This is a genomic window from Carboxylicivirga taeanensis (assembly GCF_051851475.1).
GTDB classification, from domain to species: domain Bacteria; phylum Bacteroidota; class Bacteroidia; order Bacteroidales; family Marinilabiliaceae; genus Carboxylicivirga; species Carboxylicivirga taeanensis.
Window position 1 is genome coordinate 1 of sequence record NZ_JBPUSJ010000093.1, and the last position, 899, is coordinate 899.

1 protein-coding gene is annotated in these 899 nt (G+C 34.8%); it reads left to right on the forward strand.

Features of this window, described 5'->3' with window-relative positions:
• The first annotated feature begins 127 nt into the window (after window positions 1–127).
• Window positions 128–748, forward strand: a complete 621-nt coding sequence (locus ACSX1H_RS19390) for a hypothetical protein (RefSeq protein ID WP_439185911.1) — start codon at window positions 128–130, stop codon at window positions 746–748.
• Window positions 749–899: the final 151 nt, after the last annotated feature.

Sequence of the window (899 nt, forward strand, 5' to 3'; positions counted from 1 at the left end):
CGCACTTTGGGCGGTTTGTAAGTCCAACCGATTGTCAGTCCTGCCGGACGGACAATCTCGCGTAAGAAGTGCTACGCTTCATGCAGCTACCGTTGGCAACAATAACTAAACAATAACTCGAGTTAAAATGAAAAAGCAATTACTATTAATGATTATAACCATTATTCCAATGGCTATATCTGCTCAAGGACAAACAGGAATAAAAGTACTTGAAGGAAATGTTCGATATTCATTATCCGATTCTGAAGATTACAGCCTGTATAATTATCAAACCAATGAATATAAAAGTCAACACTTTAATATCAACCCAAAAATTGGCTGGTTTGTATCAGAGTCATCAGTATTAGGCGTTGGTATTGGCTATAGATTTTCTAAATATGAAAGTCGATCGGAATCCAAAGAACACATATTTTCAATTAACCCCTATTACAGGAATTATCAAAAAATTACAGACAAATTGTTTTTCACAACCACAATTGACTTGGCATTGGGGTTCGGGCAAGAATCAAATGAAGATTACTATACAGCGGATTTGTTTACTTATAGTCTTAATGCACGTCCAGGACTTACTTATTTTATATCAGATAAATGGGCATTAAAAACAAATTTTGGAAGTTTGTTTTATCAAAGAACTAACAAAAAAATAACCGAAGGAGTTGAAGACAAGCAACCAAAACTTAAAGACACTGATTTTGGGTTTAATTTTAGTATGGATTCCTTTAGTTTGGGAGTAGGTTATTATTTCTAAAAACTTTGGACGACATATAAATCTGTAGGTAAAGAATAAATACTGTTGCCAACAAACCGCAATAAAGCATATGGAGTCCGACTCATTTGGGAAGTTTTGTGACTTCGGCGACCAACGCCAAATCGCTGATTTGGCTTTAAAAATGAAAAGT